The sequence below is a fragment of the Hydrogenophaga sp. PML113 genome, from assembly GCF_001777155.1.
In the GTDB taxonomy this organism is placed as follows: Bacteria; Pseudomonadota; Gammaproteobacteria; order Burkholderiales; family Burkholderiaceae_C; genus Hydrogenophaga; species Hydrogenophaga borbori.
In genome coordinates, this window is the sequence record NZ_MIYM01000017.1 from 24,140 (window position 1) to 40,721 (window position 16,582).

Annotated in this window: 16 protein-coding genes; 8 read left to right on the forward strand and 8 right to left on the reverse strand. The window is 70.4% G+C overall.

From position 1 onward, the window contains the following. Positions 1-56 precede the first annotated feature (56 nt). The 5 genes from BHU06_RS20690 to BHU06_RS20710 all read left to right on the forward strand — a co-directional run bounded on the left by BHU06_RS20690 (position 57) and on the right by BHU06_RS20710 (position 5,339). Entirely contained in the window at positions 57-1,058 is a 1,002-nt protein-coding gene (locus BHU06_RS20690) for an ABC transporter substrate-binding protein (RefSeq protein WP_083293358.1), read from the forward strand. Continuing rightward, the gene (locus BHU06_RS20695) at positions 1,055-3,706 is read left to right on the forward strand and encodes a PAS domain-containing protein (RefSeq protein WP_139147148.1); all 2,652 of its coding nucleotides are present in this window, start codon (positions 1,055-1,057) and stop codon (positions 3,704-3,706) included. Before BHU06_RS20690 ends, BHU06_RS20695 begins: the two co-directional genes overlap by 4 nt. Continuing rightward, complete coding sequence (locus BHU06_RS20700) at positions 3,703-4,233, forward strand: response regulator (protein WP_286850866.1); 531 nt, start codon at positions 3,703-3,705, stop codon at positions 4,231-4,233. Before BHU06_RS20695 ends, BHU06_RS20700 begins: the two co-directional genes overlap by 4 nt. 29 nt (positions 4,234-4,262) lie before the next feature. Beyond that, the gene (locus BHU06_RS20705) at positions 4,263-4,697 is read left to right on the forward strand and encodes a universal stress protein (RefSeq protein ID WP_070401122.1); all 435 of its coding nucleotides are present in this window, start codon (positions 4,263-4,265) and stop codon (positions 4,695-4,697) included. A gap of 135 nt (positions 4,698-4,832) precedes the next feature. Continuing rightward, positions 4,833-5,339 carry a hypothetical protein gene (locus BHU06_RS20710; protein ID WP_139147149.1) on the forward strand — a complete coding sequence of 169 codons (507 nt, stop codon included), beginning with the start codon at positions 4,833-4,835 and terminating at the stop codon, positions 5,337-5,339. Positions 5,340-5,432: 93 nt separating this feature from the next. Here the strand turns inward: BHU06_RS20710 and BHU06_RS20715 are convergent, their stop codons facing one another. The 8 genes from BHU06_RS20715 to BHU06_RS20750 form a co-directional block, all read right to left on the reverse strand. After that, entirely contained in the window at positions 5,433-7,712 is a 2,280-nt protein-coding gene (locus BHU06_RS20715) for an ATP-binding protein (RefSeq protein WP_070401124.1), read from the reverse strand. Further along, on the reverse strand, positions 7,709-8,239 hold the full coding sequence (locus BHU06_RS23060) for a hypothetical protein (RefSeq protein WP_070401125.1): 531 nt from the start codon (positions 8,237-8,239) through the stop codon (positions 7,709-7,711). Before BHU06_RS23060 ends, BHU06_RS20715 begins: the two co-directional genes overlap by 4 nt. A gap of 25 nt (positions 8,240-8,264) precedes the next feature. Continuing rightward, positions 8,265-9,362, reverse strand: coding sequence for a chemotaxis response regulator protein-glutamate methylesterase (locus tag BHU06_RS20725; RefSeq protein ID WP_070401126.1), 1,098 nt, complete (start codon positions 9,360-9,362; stop codon positions 8,265-8,267). A 117-nt stretch (positions 9,363-9,479) separates the two neighbouring features. Further along, on the reverse strand, positions 9,480-10,130 hold the full coding sequence (cheD, locus tag BHU06_RS20730; RefSeq protein WP_116958538.1) for a chemoreceptor glutamine deamidase CheD: 651 nt from the start codon (positions 10,128-10,130) through the stop codon (positions 9,480-9,482). Positions 10,131-10,203: 73 nt separating this feature from the next. Continuing rightward, positions 10,204-11,136: a CheR family methyltransferase gene (locus BHU06_RS20735; RefSeq protein ID WP_083293360.1), complete on the reverse strand. Its 933-nt coding sequence runs from the start codon at positions 11,134-11,136 to the stop codon at positions 10,204-10,206. Positions 11,137-11,138: 2 nt separating this feature from the next. Continuing rightward, positions 11,139-13,250 (reverse strand): chemotaxis protein CheA, encoded by a 2,112-nt coding sequence (locus BHU06_RS20740; protein WP_070401128.1) that lies wholly within the window; start codon positions 13,248-13,250, stop codon positions 11,139-11,141. 111 nt (positions 13,251-13,361) lie between these two features. Then, a complete protein-coding gene (locus tag BHU06_RS20745) occupies positions 13,362-13,724 on the reverse strand; it encodes a response regulator (RefSeq protein WP_070401129.1) in 363 nt (120 codons plus the stop codon). 47 nt (positions 13,725-13,771) lie between these two features. Then, positions 13,772-14,215, reverse strand: a complete 444-nt coding sequence (locus BHU06_RS20750; protein WP_070401130.1) for a hypothetical protein — start codon at positions 14,213-14,215, stop codon at positions 13,772-13,774. Between the two features lie 165 nt (positions 14,216-14,380). Between BHU06_RS20750 and BHU06_RS20755 the strand changes: the two genes are divergently transcribed. From BHU06_RS20755 to BHU06_RS20765, 3 genes are read left to right on the forward strand one after another with little or no spacing between them, the layout of a single operon-like run. Next, a complete protein-coding gene (locus tag BHU06_RS20755; RefSeq protein WP_070401131.1) occupies positions 14,381-15,535 on the forward strand; it encodes an ATP-binding protein in 1,155 nt (384 codons plus the stop codon). Further along, positions 15,513-16,142 carry a response regulator transcription factor gene (locus tag BHU06_RS20760; RefSeq protein ID WP_070401132.1) on the forward strand — a complete coding sequence of 210 codons (630 nt, stop codon included), beginning with the start codon at positions 15,513-15,515 and terminating at the stop codon, positions 16,140-16,142. The genes BHU06_RS20755 and BHU06_RS20760 overlap by 23 nt, the downstream gene beginning before the upstream one ends. Then, entirely contained in the window at positions 16,139-16,579 is a 441-nt protein-coding gene (locus BHU06_RS20765; protein ID WP_070401133.1) for a hypothetical protein, read from the forward strand. Before BHU06_RS20760 ends, BHU06_RS20765 begins: the two co-directional genes overlap by 4 nt. Positions 16,580-16,582: the final 3 nt, after the last annotated feature.

Below are 16,582 nucleotides of genomic sequence, written 5' to 3' on the forward strand. Positions count from 1 at the left end.
TTGTTTCAGAAAGTGACAAGCTCGGCCGACAATGCGGGCTGATACGGAAGCGGGGCATGAACGATCAGGGTGGCCGACACACGAAAACCTGGCTGGCGCGCATGGGGCGCGCCGCCGGCTGCGCCGTTCTCCTGCTGCTGGCGGGCTGCATGGAGGTTCCACAGCCGCCCCTGGCCGTGGGCACGAACATGCGCGTGGGCGCCGATCCGCTGGTGCTCGCGCGCGAGCGGGGCCTGGTGGACCCGGGGCGCGTCAAGGTGGTGGAGCTGGCCTCGGGTTCGGAGGTCCAGCGCGCGCTCAACAACGGCCTGCTCGACGCGGCCGCGCTCACGCTGGACGAAACCCTGCGCCTGGTGGACGCGGGTGTGGACCTGCGCATCGTGGCCTTGCTCAATGCCTCCCAGGGCGCCGACGTGGTGGTGGCGCGGCGCGACATCCAGTCGCCGCGCGACCTGCGCGGCGAGATGGTGGCCGTGGAGGACACCTCGGTGGGGGCCTTCATGCTGCAGCGCATGCTGGGCAAGACCGGGCTCACGCGCGCCGAGGTCCGGGTGGTCAACCTGGAGGCCAACGCCCACCTGGACGCCCTGCGCGATGGCCGCGTGGCGGCCGCGGTGAGCCATGCCCCGCTGTCGGGCGCGCTGATCGCCGCCGGCTACCGACCCATCTTCAGCAGCCGCGCCATCTCGGGCGAGGTGGTCGACGTGATGGTGGTGCGCGCCAGCGTGCTGCGCGCGCGCCCGGAGGCGGTGGATGGGCTCCTGCGGGCCTGGGCCGCCGGGCTGGCCGAGGTGCACGCCGATGCCACGCGCGCCGCCGCTGCGCTGTCGCCCGGCACTGGCCTGAGCACCCTCGAGTACGTGGGCGCGCTGCGGGACGTGGCCTTCATGCCGCTGGACGTGTCGCTGGAGCAGCTCACCGGCCCCTCGGTGGCCCTGGAGGCGCGGGCGCGCTCGGTGGGCGGCGCGCTCATGGACGTGGGCCTGCTGCGCCGCATGCCGCTGCTGGTGGATCTGGTCGACACCTCGGCCCTGCGGCGCGTGGTGGGGCACCCGTGATCGGACAGGCCGGTCGCTGGATGCCGCAGGGCCGCTGGCTGGTGCCGCTGCTGCTGGCGCTGGTCGCGCTGCTGACGGCCGGCACCAAGTACGTGGTCGGCATGCGCCAGGTCGAGGCCGAGGTGACCGAGGCCGAGACGCGGCGCCTGCGCGAGCGGCTCACCGTGGAACAGAGCCGGCTGAACCTGCAGGCCGATCCGTCCAGCCTGCCGTTCGCGCGCGGCGTGGTCGGCGGCCTGGGCCTGTACAAGGGCATGCGCGCGGCCTGGCTGCTGCGGCCCGACGGCCAGGTGCAGGCCTCGCTCACGCGCGCCGACGTCGGCCGCGACTTCACCGAGGTGGCCACCGCCCGGCCCGAACTGCTCTACCTGGACACCCTGCCGCGCGGCGCGCTCGACCCGCTGGCCATCGTGCCGCGCTACTGGGTCGGTGGCCAGGAACTGGTGGGCGCGGTGCCGCTGAGCAATGGGCGCCGGCTGGTGGTGCTGGTCGACATCACCGTGCCGATGGCGCAGCGCCACGCGGCCTTGCGCGAGGCGATGCTGCGTGAAACCCTGCTGCTGCTGGCGCTGGCCGGCGCGCTGGGCCTGGTGCTGCACTTCGCGTGGTTCCGCCGCGCCGAGCACCTGGCCCGCTCGCTCACCGACATGGGCGAGGGGCGCCTGCAGGCGCGCGCCGGCCTGCAGGGCTTCGACGAGTTGGCCTTGATCGGCGCCGCCGCCGACCGCATGGCCGAGCGCCTGGAGAGCGACCAGGCGCGGCTGCAGCACCTGCACGCCCTGGTGGACCGCTCCCCGGTGGTCGTCATCGAATGGGCCAATCAGCCTGGCTGGCCCATGACCTACCTCAGCCGCGCCGTGGCGCAATGGGGCTACGAGGCCCAGGACCTGCTGAGCGGGACCATCGACTGGGACGACCTCGTGCACCCGGACGATGTCGAGCGCATGAACACCGAGATCGCGGCGCACTGGGCGGCCGGCCGGCACGAGTACCGCCAGGAATACCGGCTGCGCCGCGCCGACGGCGTCTACGCCTGGATCGACGACCGCACCTCGATCACGCGCCGCCCCGACGGGGAGATCGACAGCATCAGCGGCATCCTGCTCGACATCACCGCGCAGAAGGAGGCCCAGCTGGCGCTGCGCGAGCAAAGCGAGGTGCAGCGCCTGTTCTACGAGCTGCCCTTCATCGGCATGGCGATCTCCGACCCCGACAGCAAGCGCTGGCTGCAGGTGAACGACCGCCTGTGCGAAATCCTGGGCCGCCCGCGCGAGGAAGTGCTGCGCATGAGCTGGGCCGAGATGACACCGCAGCCCGACCGGGAACGCAACATCGAGCGGTTCGAGGCCCTGCGCGCCGGCCACATCGACAGCTACCAGCTGCAGAAACGCTTCGTGCGCGGCGACGGCGGCATCGTGCACGTGGAGCTCGACGTGCGCCCCCTGCGCCTGGCCGACGGCACGCTGCACCGCCTGTTCGCCACCATCCAGGACGTGACCGGCCGGCTGCGCGCCAGCGAGGCGCTGAACGAGCAGAAGGGCCTGCTGGAACAGGCCGAGGGCCTGGCCGGCCTGGGCAGCTGGCGCTTCGACATGGCCGACGGCCGGGTGTGGTGGTCGGAGCAGATGTTCCGCAACATCGGGCGCGACCCGGCCCTCGGCCCGCTGCCCGCGCTGGACGCCTACCTGGACTGCATGCACCCTGAGGACCGCGACCGGGTGCGCGGCTTCATGCAATCGCCGGCCGAGGGCGACGGTGTGGCCCACGCCGAATTCCGCCGCCACCCGGGGCTGGGCGAAGAGCGCTGGTTCCGCGCCAGCGTGGCGCGCCACCGCGCGCCCGAGGGCAGTGGCTGGCGCTACTCGGGCACGCTGCTGGACATCACCGCCCTCAAGCGGGCCCAGCTCGACCTGCAGCGCACCAACGCCGAGCTGGAGCACCGCGTGCGCGAGCGCACCGAGCAGCTCAGCGCGGCCAACCGCGAGCTCGAGGCCTTCACCTACACCGTCTCGCACGACCTCAAGGCGCCGCTGCGCGGCATCGACGGCTACAGCCAGCTGCTGGAGGAAGAGGCCGGCCAGCGGCTGAACGAGGAAGAGCGCGGCTTCGTGCGGCGCATCCGCCGCGGCGTGCAGCAGATGAGCGAGCTCATCAACGACCTGCTGGATTACTCGCGCATGGAACGCCGCGCCATGGACCCGCAGCCGCTGGACCTGGAGGCCACGGTGCGGCGCGTGCTCGACGAGTTCGGCGCCGACATCGAACGCAGCCGCGCCGAGGTGCGGCTGGCGCTGCCGCCGCTGAGCCTTCGCCTGGACCGCGAGGGCATGGCCGTGGTGCTGCGCAACCTGGTGGGCAACGCGCTGAAGTTCGCGCGCGCCGGCCAGTCGCCGCGCATCGAGCTCGGCGCCAGCCCCGTGGAGGGCGGCCACCGGCTCTGGGTGCGCGACCACGGCGTGGGCTTCGACATGAAGTACCACGACCGCATCTTCGGCATCTTCCAGCGCCTGCAGCGCGCCGAGGACTACCCGGGCACCGGCGTCGGCCTGGCCCTGGTGGCCAAGGCCGTGCAGCGCATGGGCGGCCGCGTCTGGGCCGAGAGCGTGCCAGGCCAGGGCACCACCTTTTTCCTGGAGTTCCCCGCATGAACAAGGACCCCCACGCTCCGCCGTTTCACGGGTCGTTGCCCCCCGAGGGGGCTGAGCCGCCGGGGGGCGGCCCGGCGGCGGCTCGCACCCTCAAGCGCCCCGGTCCCTTGCCGCCCATCCTGCTGGTCGAGGACAACCCCATGGACCTGGACCTCACGCTGCGGGCCTTCAGCAAGCGCCAGTTCGCCAACCAGATCCAGGTGGCGCGCGATGGCGAGGAGGCGATGGCCTGGCTGCCGCGCTGGGAGGCCGGCGAGCCCATGCCCGCGGTCATGCTGCTCGACATCAACCTGCCGCGCATGACCGGACTGGAGGTGCTGCAGGCCTTCAAGCGGCACGAACTGGCGCGCCGCATCCCGGTGGTGGTGCTCACGTCCTCGCGGGATGACCGCGACCTCGGGAAGGCCTACGATCTGGGCGTGAACTCTTACATCGAAAAGCCAGTCAGCTTCAACAAGTTCATCGAGGTCGCCGGGCACATCGAGCTGTACTGGTGCGTATTCAACGAGCGCCCCTACCGGCCCTGAGGCCGGCCGGTGCCAGCAAGGAGACGGTCATGTTGCGCATCCTCATTCCCATCGACGGTTCGCCCGCTGCCATGGCGGCCGTGCGCCATGTGCTGTTGCTGGTGGGCCGGGGCCTGCGCGCGCGCTGCGTGCTGGCCAATGTGCAGGCCGGCGCCAATCTGTACGAGATGGTGGTGGCGCGCGACCCCGGTGTGCTGGACCGCGTGGCCGAGGAGGCCGGGCGCGACCTGATCAAACCCGCGCAGCAGCTGCTGGGCGCGGCCGGCGTGGCCGTGGACGTGGAAGTGGTGCACCAGGGCGACGTGGGGCCGGCCCTGCTGGACCTGGCCGAGCGCCACGGCGTGGACGCCATCTTGGTGGGCGCCGGCGCGCCGGGCCTGGCCGACCGCGTGCTGGGCTCGGTCACGCTGGACCTGGTGCAGAACGCGCGCGTGCCGGTCACGGTGGTGCGGGTCGAGAGCTGAGGCCGGGCCGCGCACCGCCTGTCGCGGCGCGGCCGATCGCTCGAAAAGCCCCTCAAGTCACCCCCAATTCCGCCGATAGGGTGTTCAGAACGCCGGGCTTGTCTGCGCCCGGCGACCGAATCATTGGGGGTGCCCATGATCCCGTCCCAACCGACTTCTTCCGTTTCCTGGTCCAGCACGGCCGCGCCGGTGGCCGCCTCGGTGCCCGCCGTGGTGGCGGTGGCGCCGTCGGCGCCGGCCGCGCGCGACACGCAGGCCAGCCTGCAGCAGGGGCCGGGCCGCCAGCCGCCCCAGGCCTCGGCGCGCGCGCCGGCGGTGGACACCGCGCCTGGCGAGCCGGTGCGCCAGGCCACCGAACTGGCCCTCAAGCGCGAGGCCGAGGCGCAGCTGCGCGCCCAGGAGCTGGAGCGTGCGCGCCTGCGCCAGGAGGCGCAGCGCGACACCGTCGAACAACTGCGCCAGACCCTGCGCCAGGTCTGGGACGCCAGCGCCACCGTGGTGGAGCAGGCGCTGCAGCGCGAGGCCGACGCGGCGCGCGCCCCGGAGGCCGCGAGCGCGGCGCGCTCGAAATCGCTCGATGCCTACGAAGGCCCCGCCGTGGCGCGCGACCCGGCCGGCAGCCACGTGAATCGGCGGGTCTAGTACCGCCCCGCGCGCGCGGGCCGTGTCCGGCCGCGGCGCCTTGGGCCGCCGCCCCACTGCCTTCCTCTGGCCACCGCGCTTGCGCGCCCGGCTTCAGCGGGTGGTGAGTTCCTCGGTCTCGGTGGGGGGGAAGGTGTGCAGGGCCGCCTGGGTGTCGCGCACGTCCTCGTCCAGTGTCTCGCGCAGGGCCCCCAGGGCGCGCACGTCGCCTGCCGTCCCGGCCTTCTCGAGGCGCGCGGCCACGTTCGCCAGGGCCTTCAGGCCCAGCAGCATGGCCGAGCCTTTCAGCCGGTGCGCGTGGTAGACGACCTGGGCCACGTCCTCCGCATTCAGCGCGGCCTGCAGTTCGGGCACCGTGGCCTCCTCCCCTTCGAACAGCATGTCCAGCAGTTCCAGAAGGGTTTCGCGGGGCATCATGGCGGCCAGTTGGCCGTAGATGTCGGCATCGATCAGCTGATGCGGTTCACGTCCCGCGCGCGGCAGGGGCATCAGCGGCGCGGGCTGGGTATCGGCGGCCTCGCCGAGCAGGCCGCAGCGGCGCAGGGCGCGCCGCAGATCGGCCTCTTGCAGGGGCTTGGGCGCGAACTGTGTGACGCCGGCTTCGGCCGCGAGCTTGCGCGTGTCGTTGACCACATCGGCCGTCACCATGATCACGGGCACCTGCCCGGCCTCGCCAGGCAGCAGGCGGATTTCGCGCGTGGTGGCGATGCCGTCGAGCACCGGCATGTGGTAGTCGAGCACCACGGCATCGAAGCGCTCGTTGTGCAGCAGCTGAAGGGCCTCGAAGCCGTTCTCGCAGAACACCGCTGCATGGCCCATGCGCTCGACCAGCAGATTGAGGTACTTCAGATTGACCGGGTGGTCTTCCGCCACCAGCAGCCGCAGGCGGCGAATGGGGGCGCGGCGGCGGTTTTCCCACGCCTCATCGTCCTCGAACGGCACGCCGCGGGCGGCCTCGGCCGGGGCCTCGGTGCGCGGCAGGCTGAGCGTGACCACGAAGACCGACCCCTGGCCGGGCGTGCTGCGGACCGTGATGTCGCCACCCATCATGCGCGCGAGCGTGCGGGAGATCTCCAGGCCCAGGCCCGAGCCGCCCACGCGGCGGCGCAGCGAGTTGTCGGCCTGGTAGAAGCGGGTGAAGAGCTGGGCCACCGTGGCCTCGTCCATGCCGATGCCGGTGTCCTGCACCGTCATGCGGATGCCGTCGGGCAGCGAAGTGTCGGGCTCCAGGATGGCCTCGATGCTGCCCTGGGCCGTGAACTTCACCGAGTTGTTGACGAGGTTGAGCAGGATCTGGCGCACGCGCGTGGCGTCGGCCGTGACCCAGGGGGGCAGGCGCTCGTCGCACAGGCATCTCAGCGCCACGCCCTTGTCGCGCGCCAGGGGCTCCAGCAGGCTCACGACCTCCTCGGCCATGGCCGGCAGGTTCACCGCCGTGGGCGACAGCTTGAGCGTGCCCGATTCGATGGTGGAGACGTCCAGGATGTCGTTGACCACGCTCAGCAGGTGCAGGGCCGAGTCCGAGGCCGTCTGCACGAAGTCGCGCTGCTGGCCGCTCAGGCGGGTGTCCTCCAGCAGCTTGAGCATGCCCAGAACGCCCTGGAAGGGGGTGCGGATCTCGTGGCTCATGTTGGCCAGGAACACGCTCTTGGCGTGGTTGGCCGCCTCGGCCTGGTCGCGCGCTGTGGCGAGCTCCTGGCTCAGCTGCTGCAGGCGCGCGAACTGGCGGGACTGTTGGCGGATGTGGCGCACCAGCAGCGCCACGAACAGCAGCATCACGCCCACCTGCAGCCCGGCCAGGGCGATGAGCAACAGGCTTTGGTGGCGCAGCTGCTGGTTGCGCTCATCCACGAAGCGGGCCACCGCGCGGTTGGCCGCCTGCGTCAGCTCGGCCAGCAAGGGGCTGAGGGCGGTCGCCCGGGTGTGCAGGCGGTCGAGCGCGGCGCTGTCCTTGAGCAGGGCATTCGGGTCCTTGAACGCGGGCTCCGCCTCGCGCTGGAAGCCCTCGATCTCTTGCAGCACCGCGCTGAAGCCGGGCCAAGCGTCGAGCAGGTCGCGACGGGGAATGTCGCTGAGCAGCCGGATGCGGCTGAGGAACACCTCGTAGCGCTCGCTCAGGTCGTCGGGCGGCACCTCGGGTGAGCCGTCCATGGCTTCCAGCAGCACGCCATCGAGCCGGGACAGCTCGCGTTCGAGCTGGTAGGCCTGCCACATGATGGAGTCGACCTGGCGCGTGTCCGTGTCCTGCAGCATCTGCCACTGGCGCCACTGGATGAGGCCCAGGGGGATGAGCGTGAGCGCGAGCAGGGCGATGACCACCAGGCTCCATTGCCGCATGCCCCAGGCGGCAAAGCCCTTGGGCGGGCTGTTCATTCGATGCTCATGCGCTTGAGTTGCCAGATCGAGCGCTCGTAGTAGGTGGAGGTGCGCAGCTCGGCCTTGTTGTCGAATGGGTAGACCACGAACAGCGGCCCCTTGTCCCGCACCGCCATGGGTTGGTCGTCAAGCAGGCGGGCCACGATGGCGCCCTGTTCCTTCGCATCCGCGACCGGAATGCGGATGGTGTAGTCGTTGATCGCGGTCGCGCTGACCGTGCCGCCCTGGGCCTTCACCGCGTCCAGCAGGTCGGACAGCAGCGGGCCGGTGAACTTCACGGGCCGGTCGTACCAGGGCGTGCGGGTGGTGAAGCTGTGCTGGGGCAGCGCTTCGAGCATGGCCATGTCGAACACCGCGTCCTTGCCCTTGTTGGGCTGACCGATGTGGCCGCTGATGGTGAGGATCACCCGGCCCTTGGGCTCGGGCAGGCCGTCGGCGTTGGCCAGCGGCGAGAGGGTGGTCAGCGCGGCCGCCAGGCCGAGCCCGAGCGCCAGGCGGCGCGAGCAGGAGGTGAAACGGAACATGGGGGCTCCAGGGTGTGCATTGGCATCAGATGCGATGACGCACACCGGCTGGTGCGTTCGCGAGGCGGGCCAATACCGCCGGCGCGATCTGGTTGAGCGGCAGCACCTCGTGCGCCGCGCCGTGCTGAATGGCCATACGCGGCATGCCGAAGACCACGCAGCTGGCCTCGTCCTGCACGTAGTTGTAGCTGCCCGCGTCCTTCATTTCGCGCATGGCGCTGGCGCCGTCGGCGCCCATGCCGGTGAGCATGATGCCGATGGCGTTCGGCCCGATCACGCGCGCGGCGGACTTGAACAGCACCTCCACCGAGGGCCGGTGGCGGTTCACCGGTTCGGTGTCTTCCACCACGGCCACGTAGTTCGAGCCGCTGCGGTCGATGCGCAGGTGGCGTCCGCCTGGCGCGATGTAGGCGTGGCCGGGCAGGATGCGCTGGCCGTCGCGCGCCTCGGCCACGCTGATCTTGCACAGACCGTCCAGCCGGGTGGCGAAGCTGGTGGTGAAGCCCGGCGGCATGTGCTGGGTGATGACGATGGCGGGCGCGTCGGCCGGCATCGGCACCAGCACTTCGCGGATGGCCTCGGTGCCGCCGGTGGAGGCGCCGATGCAGATGATTTTCTCGGTCGACAGGCGCGGCAGCGGCACGCCCGGGCGTGCAGGGGCGGCGGCGCCAGCGCCGGTGGTGTTCGGCGCGGTGGGCGCGGGCGCGCTCAGGCGGCGCACTTGCGCGGCGGCGGCCACGCGGATCTTGTCCACGATGTCGCCCGCGAGCTCGCTCAGGCCCTGGCTCACGCCGATGCGCGGCTTGGCCACGAAATCCACCGCGCCCATCTCCAGCGCGCGCAGCGTGATCTCCGCGCCCTGTTCGGTCAGCGTGGACACCATCACCACCGGCATGGGGCGCAGGCGCATCAGGCGGGAGAGGAACTCCAGCCCGTCCATGCGAGGCATCTCCACGTCCAGCGTGATGACGTCGGGGTTGAGCTCGCGGATCATCTCGCGCGCCACCAGCGGGTCGCTCGCGGCGCCCACGCATTGCATGTCGTGTTGGCGGTTGATGATCTCGGCCAGCAGGCTTCGCACCAGCGCCGAATCGTCCACCACCACCACTCTCGTCTTGGCCATCTCAAACTTCCTCTCGAAGACCGGTACCTGGCCCAGGGGCACCGAGGAACCGGCTTTGCCGGGCCTCGGGTGTCGCCCCTTTGAGGGGGGACGCGCGAAGCGCGGCGGGGGTGCGTGTCAAAAAAGATCGATGGAACCGCCGGCGGTGCTCTTGACCACGGCGGCCGCGCTGCCCTTGCGTTCCTGCGTTTCCAGCGTCTCGGGCTGGGCGTGGGCCAGTCGCTTGACCATGGCCTTGCCCGTCACCGGGAAGAAGCAGACCTTGCGCGGGTGGATGTCCAGCACGTCCTTGGATACCACGGCGATGCGTTCGGTCTGCAGGTAGTCGAGCACGAATTTGGTGTTGCGCTCGCCCACGTTCATGGTGGTGAAGCTGCTCATCACCTGGCCGCCGCCGAAGACCTTGGCCTGCATGGTCTCGCGCCGCGCGCCGAGCTTCATCATTTCGTTGATGAGCAATTCCATTGCGTACGAGCCATAGCGGCCGCCCGAGTCGCTGCCGCCCTCGGGCAGCATGAAGTGGTTCATACCGCCCACGCGCACGGACGGGTCCCAGATGCAGGCGGCGATGCACGAGCCGAGCACGGTCATGATGACCAGGTCCTCGGTGCTCACGTAGTACTCGCCGGGCAGCACCTTCACCGCGTCGCTGCGGAAGTGCGGCTCATGGAAGAAGAAGGAGGCCTCGCCTGGCTTGGGCGTGCGCGCCTTGAGTTGGTCCACGCGCGAGACCACGCCAGCGGCCGGCGTCACGCGCGGCAGCGCCATCTTCGACAGCGGTGTCAGGGGCGTCAGGGGCGTGACCAAGCCGGCGGCGCCCGCCGCGTTGGACCGGGCAGGGCTATAGGCGCTCATAGACGGTCTTGCCGCGCAGGGCGAACAGGTGGCGCGCGTCGCTGAAGTTCTCGGCGTGGCCCACGAACAGGGTGCCGCCCGGGCGCATCACGCGGTGGATGCGCTCGAGCACGGCGCGCTGCGTGGGCGCGTCGAAGTAGATCATCACGTTGCGGCAGAACACCACGTCGAAGGTCTCGCGCAGCGGCAGCTCGTGGATCAGGTTGACCGGCTGGAAACTCAGGTGCTTCTGCAGCTCGGGCTTGACGCGCATGTACCCAGCGTTGGCGCCCTTGCCGCGCAGGAAGAAGCGCTGCAGCCGCTCAGCCGATAGGCCCTTGTTGCCATCGGTCTTGTAGACGCCGCGCTGCGCGGCGGCGAGCACCTTGGTGTCGATGTCGCTGTTGACGATCTCGTACTGGCCGTTGGCGCCCAGCGACTCGGCGCAGGTCATGGCGATGGAGTAGGGCTCCTCGCCGGTGGAGGCGGCCGCGCACCAGATGCGCCAGGCGTGCGTGGGCTTGGCGCGCAGCAGCTGGGCCAGGGCGTCGAAATGGTGCGACTCGCGGAAGAAGGCCGTGAGGTTGGTGGTCAGGGCGTTGATGAACTCCTGCCACTCGGCGCCGTCGTGGCGCTCGAGCCAATCGATGTAGTCCTTGAAGCTGGCGTGCCCGGTCTCGCGCAGGCGGCGCGAGACGCGGCTGTAGACCATGGCGTGCTTGCCGTCGTGCAGGCTGATCCCGGCCTTCTTGTAGATCAGCGCCTTGATGCGCGCGAAGTCGGCGTCGGACCAGACGAACTCGCGGCCTTCGGCGACGGGGCCTTCCTCGGTCGCGACGAGCGCCGAGGCCGAGCCGGGGAACACCGCGGAGCCGGCTTTGCCGGGCCGCAGGTGTTGCCCCCCTGGGGGGGTGGCGCGCAGCGACGCGGTGGGGTACATGTTCAATGCCTGGAGCGGCGAACCAGGGACGAGGTGTCCAGGATCAGCGCCACCTTGCCATCGCCCAGGATGGTGGCGCCCGAGACGTTGGGCACCTTGCGGTAGTTGCTCTCCAGGTTCTTGATCACCACCTGCTGCTGGCCGAGCAGCTCGTCGACCATCAGGGAGACGCGCTGGCCCTCAGCCTCGACCACCACCATGATGGGGCTCGCGGCGTTGTGCTCGAAGCGCGGCACCGAGAAGATCTGCTCGAGCTCGACCACCGGCATGTACTCCTCGCGCACCTTCACCACGCGGGCGTTCTGCCCCATGGTGTTGATGTCGGTCGGCTTGATCTGGAAGGACTCGATCACGCTGGCCAGCGGCAGGATGTAGACCTCGTCGCTCACGCGCACCGACATGCCGTCCATGATGGCCAGCGTGAGCGGCAGGCGCACCGAAACGCGCATGCCATAGCCCTCGGCCGAGTCGATCTCGACCGTGCCGCCGAGGGCGGTGATGTTCTTCTTGACCACGTCCATGCCGACGCCGCGGCCCGACACGTCGGTGACCTGGTCGGCGGTGGAGAAGCCCGGCGCGAAGATGAGGTTCCAGACCTCGGGATCGCTCAGCGAATCGGGCGCGTCGATGCCCTTCTCGCGGGCCTTGGTCAGCAGCTTCTCGCGCGACAGGCCCTTGCCGTCGTCGCGCACCTCGATGAGGATGCTGCCGCCCTGGTGCGTGGCCGACAGGGTGATGGTGCCGGTTTCGCTCTTGCCCTTGGCGCGGCGCTCCTCGGGCATTTCGATGCCGTGGTCGCAGCTGTTGCGGATCAGGTGCGTCAGCGGGTCGGTGATCTTCTCCACCAGGCCCTTGTCGAGTTCGGTGGACTCGCCCTGCGTCACCAGCTCGACCTTCTTGCCCAGCTTGGAGGCGAGGTCGCGCAGCATGCGCGGGAAGCGGTTGAAGACCACCGACATGGGAATCATGCGGATCGACATCACGGCTTCCTGCAGGTCGCGCGTGTTGCGGTCCAGGTCGGCCAGGCCCGCCAGCAGGGGGTTGTTGGCGTTGTTGTTGTCCAGTTCGCGGCTCTTCTGCGCCAGCATGGCCTGGGTGATGACGAGCTCGCCCACCAGGTTGATGAGCTGGTCGACCTTGCTCACCGACACGCGCAGGGTGCTCGACTCGAGGCCGGCGCCGCCCGCGGCGGCGGGGGCGGCCGCGCTGGCCCGGGCCTCGGCGGCGCGCGTGTCGCGGGCCGCGGCGGCGCTGGCGTGCGCGCTGGGCGCGCCGGGCAGGCCGGGCGAGCCTTCGAAGAAGCCGTAGTCCTTGCCCTCGGTGGCCGGGGGCATGGGCACCTTGCCGTGCACCACGTCGCCGGCCGGGTGGATCTGGATCTGCTCCTTGCTCACGTGGAAGGTGAACAGGTCCAGCAGTTCGTTGTCGCTGGCCGCGGTGCGGGCGCGGAACACGCGCTTGCCGGGTTGGTCGCAGGGCATGGCCGAAACCGTGCCCAGGCCGGGGATGTCGCGGAACAGCTCGGCGATGCCGTCGGCCTGCGCGGGGTTGTCGATCGGGCCGATGTGGATGTCGATCTCGCGCTCGGCCTTGGACGCGGGGGCGGCGGCCACCGGCGCGGGGGCCGGCGCGGGCGCCGCGACCACGGGGGCTGGCGCGGCCACGGGCGCTGGCGCGGTGGCGGCGGGCGCGTCCTGGCCCTGGGCCAGGGCGTAGATGCGCGCCACCAGGTTGCCGGTGTCGGGCGGGCTGCCCACGCCCTGGTGGGCGCCCAGCTGGCCGCGCAGCGCGTCGCTGGATTCGAGCAGCACGTCCACCATGGCGGTCGTGGGCTGCAGTTCGTGGCGGCGCAGCTTGTCCAGCAGCGACTCGGCCTGGTGCGTGAGTTCGGCCACGTCGGCGAAGCCGAAGGTGGCCGCGCCGCCCTTGATGGAGTGGGCGCAGCGGAAGATGGCGTTGAGTTCCTCGTCCTGCGCGGCGTTCACGTCCAGCGCGAGCAGCATCTGCTCCATCTGATCGAGGTTCTCGCCCGCTTCCTCAAAGAAGATTTGATAGAACTGGCTGAGGTCGATGTCGTTGCCGAGGTGTTGGCCCTCGTTCATCATGTCGCCCATTTCACTTCTCCTGCAGGGGTGTTCTTTGGCCAGAGGTCCCACGGAACCGGCTTGGCCGGGCCGTTGGTGCCGCCCCCTTGAGGGGGTCGCGCGAAGCGCGGCGGGGGTGTTTCATCGAATCACTTTGTTGATGACTTCGATGAGGCGGCCGGGATCGAAGGGCTTGACCAGCCAGCCGGTGGCGCCCGCGGCGCGGCCGGCCTGCTTCATGGCGTCGCTGGACTCCGTGGTCAGCACCAGGATCGGCGTGTTCTTGAATTTGGGGTGCTCGCGCAGCTTGCGCGTCAGGCCCAGGCCGTCCAGCTTGGGCATGTTCTGGTCGGTCAGCACCAGGTCAACGCTGTGGTTCTGCGCCTTTTCCCAGGCGTCCTGGCCGTCCACCGCTTCCACCACGTGAAAGCCGGCACCCGTCAGGGTGAAGGACACCATTTTTCGCATGGATGCCGAGTCGTCGACGGCAAGGATCGATCGCATGGGAGTTTCTCCGTTCTTCGGGTGTTATCGGCGGCGCGCGGGCGTTCTTAAAAGAGCTCCACCGAACCCGCGTCCATCTCGCCCTGTGTCACGGGGCTGGGGCGTTCGGGCATGGGGTCGAGGTCCAGGGGCACCTCGTCCTCCTCGGGCGCCATGGCCTGCTCGGCCAGGCGCCAGGCGCAGCCCTTGAGCATGCGGCCGGTGTGCGCCAGCAGCTGGGTGGCCATGTCGTGGAACTGCAGCTCGGTCACCGCCTGGTGCAGGCTGTGGCGAATGCGGGTGAGCTCCTCGCCCAGAACGCCCTCCAGGGCTTCCAGGTCGCGGTTGGCGTTGCCGAAGCGCTCCAGCAGGTTGCCGGTGGCGTGGTCCAGCAGGCCTTCCAGGCGCTGCAGATCGGTCATGGCGATGAGCAGCGAGTCCTGCAGATCGGCCACCAGCGCCACGGGCAGCGTGACCGAAGGCGGGGTCGGCGGCGAAGCGGGGGTCTCCATGGGGGGCAGGGGGAAGGTGGTACGGATACGGGGTATTACAATTTTCGGCAGCCGCCTCCTGGGGTATCGACCGAATACGGCCTGGAATTCGGCCCTTTTGGCCGTCTCCGTCGACCTCCAGGCGCTTCTAATCCCTTCTTCGCCAGGCGACACAGAGCACCTCCCATGACCGGTACCGGTGAAGCGACAGCGAGCCACCCGCGACCGGTGCGCATCCTCCACCTGGAGGACTCCCGCGTGGACCACGCGCTGGTGAAGTTCGCGCTGCAGCGCAGCCAGCTCGCCAACGACATCACGCTGGTGGACACGCTGGAGGATTTCCGCCGCGAGGTGCAATCGGGCCAGCACGACATCGTGCTCGCCGACTACCACCTGCCCGGCTTCACCGGCCTGGACGCCTGGGACGTGGTCTGCAAGCTGGGCATCCAGGTGCCTTTCGTCATCCTCTCCGGCGCGATCGGCGAGACCGCCGCCGTGGACGCCATGCACCGTGGCGTGAGCGACTACCTGCTCAAGGACAGCATGCACCGCCTGGCGCACGTGGTGAAGCGCGCGCTGGAGATCAGCGACGCGCGCAAGGCCAAGGCGCGCGCCGACGCCGAGCTGGCCGAGTCGCGCCAGCGCCTGGCCGAATTGGCCGAGCACCTGCAGACCAGCATCGAGCAGGAGCGCGCGGATATCGCGCGCGAAATCCACGACGACATCGGTGGCGCGCTGGCCGCGATCAAGCTGGATCTGGCCTGGGTGGGCCGGCGCGCCAGCGACGCCGACATGCAGCGCCACGTGAACACCGCGCTGGACATGGTGCAGCACGCCCTGGGGGCGAGCCAGCGCATCATGATGAACCTGCGCCCGCCCATCCTGGACCAGGGCCTGGTGGCCGCGGTGGTCTGGCTGGCCGCGGGCTTCGAGCGGCGCACCGGCCTGCGCGTGCACGTGCGCCGCACGGCCGAGCGCATCGAAGTGCCGCGCGACGTGCAGCTCGTGGCCTACCGCACCGCGCAGGAGGCCATGACCAACGTGGCCAAGCACGCCGCTGGCGCGACCCACGTGGAAATCGATCTCAACGACGGAGAGGGCGTGCTCACGCTGGAGGTGAGCGACAACGGCCCTGGCATGGACAGCGGCGCGCTGCGCAAGGCCAAGTCCTTTGGCCTGCTGGGCCTGCGCGAGCGCGCGGCCAAGGTGGGTGGCTGGCTGGACGTCAGCGCCTCGCCGCGTGGCACCTCGGTCATTCTCTCGGTACCGCTGCCGTCGGGCGACACATTGCCGCCGCCGATGGAGCACAAGGAAGCCCATGATCAAGGTGATTTTGTGTGACGACCACGCCGTGGTGCGCCGCGGCATCCGCGACACCATCAGCGAAGCGGTCGACATCCAGGTCGTCGGCGAAGCCGGCAGCTACCCCGAACTGCGCGACCTCATGCGCAGGACGCCCTGCGACGTGCTGGTGCTGGACCTGAACATGCCCGGCCGCGGCGGCCTGGAGGTGCTGGGCGCGCTCAAGGAAGAGGGCTCGCCGGTGAAGGTGCTGGTGGTCTCGATGTACCCCGAGGACCAGTACGCCATCCGCTGCCTGCGCGCGGGCGCGCGCGGCTACGTCAACAAGGCCGGCGACCCGGCCGAGCTGGTCGGCGCCATCCGCGTGGTGCAGCAGGGCCGCAAGTACGTCACGCCCGAGGTGGCGCAGATGCTGGTGGACACGCTCAGCGCGCCCGAGACCGAGGAGCTGCACGCCAGCCTGTCCGAACGCGAGCTGCAGACCCTGCAGAAGATCGCCTCGGGCAAGAAGCTCAGCGACATCGCCGAGGAGCTGATGCTCAGCCCCAAGACCGTGAGCGTGTACCGCGCGCGGGTGCTGGAGAAGCTGCACCTGTCGAACAACGCCGAGCTCACGGTGTACGCGATCCGCAACGGGCTGGTATGAGCGGCGGGACGACGCGCCGGGCGGCGCTGGTGGGCCTGGGCGCCGCGCTGCTCGCCGCCTGCGGCAAGGGCGACCCGCAGGCCCGGCTGGAGGCCGCCGCCAAGGCCCTGCAGGCCGCCATCGAGGCGCGCCACACCGGCGACGTGATGGACCTGCTCGACGAGCATTTCCAAGGCAGCGGCAACCTGGATCGCGACGGCACGCGCCGGCTGCTGACCGCCACCTTCCTGCGCTACCAGAACATCCAGGTGATGGCGATGTCGAGCCGCCACCGCGTGGACCCGCAGACACCCACGCTGGGCGTGAGCGAAGCGCAGGTGCTGGTCACCGGCGCGCAGGGCCTGGTGCCCGAGCGCGCCGAGCCCTACAAGGTGCGGCTGGAGTGGCGCCTGGTGGGCGGGGACTGGAAGCTGGCGGACCTGCGCTGGGACGATTGACGA